Origin of the sequence: Nonomuraea sp. K271, from assembly GCF_009908215.1 — a bacterium.
GTDB classification, from domain to species: domain Bacteria; phylum Actinomycetota; class Actinomycetes; order Streptosporangiales; family Streptosporangiaceae; genus Nonomuraea; species Nonomuraea longispora.
In genome coordinates, this window is record NZ_JAAAHR010000300.1 from 1 (window position 1) to 5,174 (window position 5,174).

At 75.9% G+C, this 5,174-nt stretch carries 1 protein-coding gene; it reads right to left on the reverse strand.

The window, feature by feature from the left end; all coding sequences use genetic code 11:
* On the reverse strand, positions 1-5,174 hold a 5,174-nt coding region (locus GUY59_RS45915; protein WP_161715090.1), incomplete at both ends, for a non-ribosomal peptide synthetase.

Consider the following 5,174-nt stretch of genomic DNA (forward strand, 5'->3'; position numbering starts at 1 on the left):
GGTGGGGGGATGGGCAGGTCCGCGGGAAGGGTGATCTCGCCGGGCAGGCCGCGCAGCCGCCGTTCCCAGTAGGCCCGGTCGTCGGCGTGCCGGTCGTCAAGCCGGTCGTCGAGCCGGTCGTCGAGCCGGTCGTCGAGCCGGTCGTCGAGCCGGTCGTCGAGCCGGTCGTCGAGCCGCAGCCAGAGCGCGTAGTCGGCGTACTGCACCGGCAGCGGCTCCCAACGGGGGGCGTGTCCCGCCAGCCGGGCGGCGTAGGCGTCGCCGAGGTCGCGCAGCAGCGGCCCGTCGGACCACTCGTCCATCGCGATGTGGTGCAGGACCAGGGCCAGCACCGTGTCGCCGGTGTCCTGCTCCTCGATCAGGGTGGCCCGCAGCGGCGGTTCCACGGCCAGGTCGAAGGGGCGGGCGAGGGCTTCGGCGAGCGCGGGCCCGGTGGCGGTGCAGCGGGCGACGGCCAGGTCGATGCGGGGTTCGGCGAGCACCCGCTGGGCGGGCCCCTCGTCGATGACCGTGCGCAGGATCTCGTGCCGGCCCGCCACGTCGCCGAGCGCCTCCCTCAGGGCGCCGGCGTCGACGTGGCCGCGCAGGCGGAGGACCAGCGGGTAGGTGTAGGCGGTCGAGGCCGGATGCAGCCGCTGGAGCAGCCAGAGCCGCTCCTGCGCGGGTGAGAGCGGCACGCGCTCGGGGCGCGGGCGGCGGACGAGCGGCGGCCGCGCGGGCCCGTCCGCCGCCGCGAGGCGGCCGGCGAGCCGGGCGGGGGTACGCGCGTCGAACAGGTCGCGCAGCGACAGGTCGGCGTCCGTGGCGGCGCGGACGAGGCCGAGCAGCCGGATGGCCAGCAGCGAGTGCCCGCCCCTGTCGAAGAAGTCGTCCTCGGGCCCCACCTCCTCGCCGTCGCCGAGCGCCTGGCCGAACAGCGCGCACAGCAGCCGTTCGCGCTCGTTCGCGGGCGGCCGGGAGCCGGAGGCGAGCGCGCGGGGCGGGGGCAGCGCGGCGGTGTCCAGCTTGCCGTTGACGGTGAGCGGCAGGACGTCCACGACGGCGTACGCCGACGGCACCAGGTGACCGGGGAGCACGGCCTTCAGCCCCCGGTGCACCTCGGCGGCCAGCGCGTCGGCGTCGCCGGGCCGGTCGGGCACGAGGTAGGCCACCAGCCGTCCGCCGCCCGCCCGGTCGGGCACGGCCAGCACGGCGCTGCGGCGCACGCCCGGCCGGGCGGTGACGGCGGCCTCGACCTCGCCGGGCTCCACCCGGTGACCGCGGATCTTGACCTGGTCGTCGGTACGCCCCAGAAAGTCGAGGTTGCCGTCGCCGCGGGCCCGGACCAGGTCGCCGGTCCGGTACATCCGCCCGCCGGGCACGTACGGGTCGGCGACGAACCTCCCGGCGCTCAGCCCCGGACGGCCGAGGTAACCGCGGGCCAGCCCTTCGCCCGCGATGTAGAGCTCCCCGACGGGAGCCGGGCGGAGGAAGGCGTCGAGCACGTAGCAGCGGGTGTTCCGGATCGGCCGCCCGACCGTGGTGGTGGCGCTGTCGCCGGTGCCCGCGCCGAGCGTGTTGATCGTGTACTCGGTCGGCCCGTAGAGGTTGTAGCCGTGCACGCCCTCGGCATCGCGCAGCTCCGACCAGAGCGCCTGGGGCACCGCCTCGCCGCCGAGCAGCACCAGGGGCGGGCGGTGCGGCCCGTCGAGCAGGCCCTCGTCGATCAGGTGCCGGGCGTACGTGGGCGTCACGTTCACCACGTCCACGCGGTGGCGGTGGCAGTAGGCGACGAGCGCCGTGGCGTCCTTGCGCAGCTCCTCGTCGCAGATGTGCACGTGGTGGCCCTCGACCAGCCACAGCAGCTCCTCCCACGACATGTCGAAGGAGAAGGAGACGGTGTGGGCGATGGTGAGGATCCGGCCGCCGGCCGCCTCCACCGTCGGCGTGAAGATCGCCTCGCGGTGGTTGAGCTGCATGTTCGTCAGGCCGCGGTACGGCGTGACCACCCCCTTGGGCCGCCCGGTGGAGCCGGAGGTGTAGATGACGTACGCGGGATGGTCCAGCCGCCCCGCCCGGCGGGGGGCCGCCACCGGCCCGGCGTCATCCGGCACGTCGTCCAGCAGCAGCCTGGCCACGGGGTGGGAGGCGAACCTCGGCTCGACCGCCCGCGTGGTGACCAGCAGGACGGGCCCGGCGTCGGCCAGCATCGCCAGCAACCGCTCGTCGGGATGGTCCAGTTCGAGCGGCAGGTACGCCGCACCGGTGCGGAGCACGGCGAACAGTGCGGCCACCATGTCGATGGAGCGGGGCACCGCCAGCGCGACGATCCGCTCCGGCGCCGCTCCCCCGGCCAGCAGCGAGCGCGCGATCTGGTTCACCCGCGCGTCCAGCTCGGCGTAGGTCACCGTCCGGTTCCCGAAGGTGAGCGCGAACCTGGCGGGGGTACGGCCGGCCTGGGCCGCGAGCAGGTCGGCGATCGTGTCGTCGCCCACGGGCCCGGTGGTTCCGTCCGTCGAGGGACTCTCGCCCGGCAGGAGCAGCGGCACGTCGGCCACGGTCGCCTCCGGGTCGGCGGCGAGGCGCAGCAGCACGTGCTCCAGCCGGGCCAGCAGGTCGCGCGCCTGCTCCCGCGTCACCACGTCACCCCGGTACTCCAGCCGCAGGGTGAGCCGCGCGCCGGGGGTGACCACCCACGTGAGCGGGTAGTGCGTGGCGTCCACGCTGGACACGCCGACGACGCCGTGCGCCTCCTCCAGGTCGGTGAAGGTGTCGTCGTCGAGGAAGTTCTGCAGCACGTACAGGCTGTCGAACAGGGTGTCGCGGCCCGCGGCGCGCTGGATGTCCCCGAGGCCCAGGAACTCGTGCGGCATCAGCTCGGCGCGCTCGGCCTGGACCCGCCTCATGACGTCCAGCGTGCTCTCGCCGGGGGCGAGCCGGACCACGACGGGCACGGTGTTGAGGAACACGCCGATCGCCGACTCGATGCCGTCCAGCTCGGTCGGCCGCCCGGCGACCGTCGTGCCGAACACGGCGTCGCCGCGGCCCGACGCGTGCGCCAGCACCATGCCGAGCGCGGTGGTGAGCATCGCGTTGAGCGTCACGCCGCGGCGGCGGGCCTGCTCGGTGACCTGCCGGGTCTGTTCCTCCGTCAGCCGCGCCGACAGGCTGGTCGCCGGCACGGGCGCGGTGCCCGCCGCCGCGGGGAACAGCACGGTGGGCTCCACACCGTCCAGCGCCTGAGCCCACGCGCCGGCCGCCGCCCCGGCGTCCTGGCGGGCCAGCCACGCCAGGTGGTCGGTGAACGTCGCCCCGCCCGTGGGGAGGGCGCCGCGTTCGCCTCGCGAGTCGTACAGGGCGAACAGCTCGCGCAGCACCAGCTCGCGCGACCAGCCGTCCCACAGCAGCAGGTGGTAGGTGAGGAGCAGGCGGTCGCGCCCGCCGGGCAGGTGCACGACGGTCAGGCGGCACAGCGGCGGGCGGGCCGGGTCGAAGGGCCGCCGCCGGTCCTGCTCCATCACCCCGGGCAGCCCGGAGTCGTCCCCGGACAGGTCGATCACGCCGACGGTGGCGTCGAGGCCCGTGCCGACCACCGCCACCGGCCGGTGCTCGTCGCCGGCGGTGAAGCCGAGGCGCAGCGCGGGGTGGCGGTGGAGGAGGGCCGCGTACGCCAGGCGCAGCGTCGGCAGGTCGAGGGGGGCGGCGAAGTCGAAGGCGTTCTGCGCCACGTACACGTCGGCGTCGCCGGCGTAGCGCGCCTGGAAGAACAGCCCCTCCTGCAGCGGCGACAGCGCCCACGTCCCGGGCGCGGAGGTCAGGTCGCGCAGCGCCGCACCCCAGCCGTCGGCGATCAGGCGGGCGTCACCGGCGCCCAGCCCGCCCTCCGCGTACGTGAACACCGCGTGCAGCTCGGGGCCGTCCGGGGTGTCGTGGCAGGCGACGTTGATCTCCAGCAGGTACGGCGTCCCCAGGTCCGGGTCGGGCGCCACGCGCAACGCCGCCGTCTCCGGCGCGGTGTCCCAGTCGCGTGTCCCTCCCGCGGGGAACCTGCCGAGGTAGTTGAACAGCAGCTGGGGCGTGCCGAGCCGGGCGAGCGCGGCGGCGGTCCGCGGGTTGCAGTACCGCAGCAGCCCGAACCCCAGCCCTCCGCCGGGCACCGCCCGCAGGGCCTCGCGCACCTCGCCGGGCGTGGCCCGGCCGCCGGGCAGGCGTACGGGGGCGATGGCGGTGAACCAGCCGACCGTCCTGGACAGGCCGGCGTCGCCCGCGCGGCCGTGCCGTTCCAGGTCGAGCACGAGCGGCGCGTCCGCGTCCCGGCCGCGGGCGGAGCGCCAGCGGGCCACCGCGGTGTGCAGCGCCGCGACCAGCGTCTCGGTGACGTCTCCTCCCTGCTCGGCCGGGACGGTGGTGAGCAGCGGCTCCGTCACGTCGGGGGGCAGGCGCAGCACGTGGTCGCGGGTGGCCCCCACAGTGAGCCCGCCAGTGAGCCCGCCAGTGAGCCCGCCAGTGGGTCCGCCAGTCGGTCCGCCAGTCGGTCCGCCAGTCGGTCCGCCAGTCGGTCCGCCAGTCGGTCCGCCAGTCGGTCCGGGGGCCGGGATGGCAGGGTCGAGCTCGCCACCCGGCCGCAGCGTGTCCGCCCAGTGCTCGAACTCCGCCAGCCTGGCCGCCTGGGCGGCGCTCTCGTTCAGCGCCCGCGCGTGGGCGCGCAGGGAGGTGCCGACCGGGTCGAGCACGGGCCGCTCCCCCGCGGCGACGGCGTCCCATGCCTGCCGCAGGTCGTCGACGAGGATGCGCCAGGACACCCCGTCGATCGCCAGGTGGTGTACGACGATCAGCAGCCTGCCCTGCCGGTCCGGCCCCCGGTCGAACCACACCACCTCGGTGATCCGGCCGCCGTCGGGGTCCAGCCGGCCGGCGGCGGCGTCGGACTCTGCGGCGACGAGCGCCTGCAGGCCGTCCTCGTCGTGCCAGCTCGCGTCGACCGCCAACACGCCGGGCTCCGGCGGCTCGCCCGCCGGACGCGCCTCCAGCGACCACAACAGCGGCGAGGGCCTGCTGAGCCTCAGCCGGAGCGCGTCGTGCCGGTCGGTCAGCGCGCGGATCAGCTCGGCGACCTGCTCGCGCGTCATGCCGGGTGGGGTACGGAGCAGCTCGGCCTGGTTGAACCGGGAGATGCCGCCGCCCAGCTCGGCCAG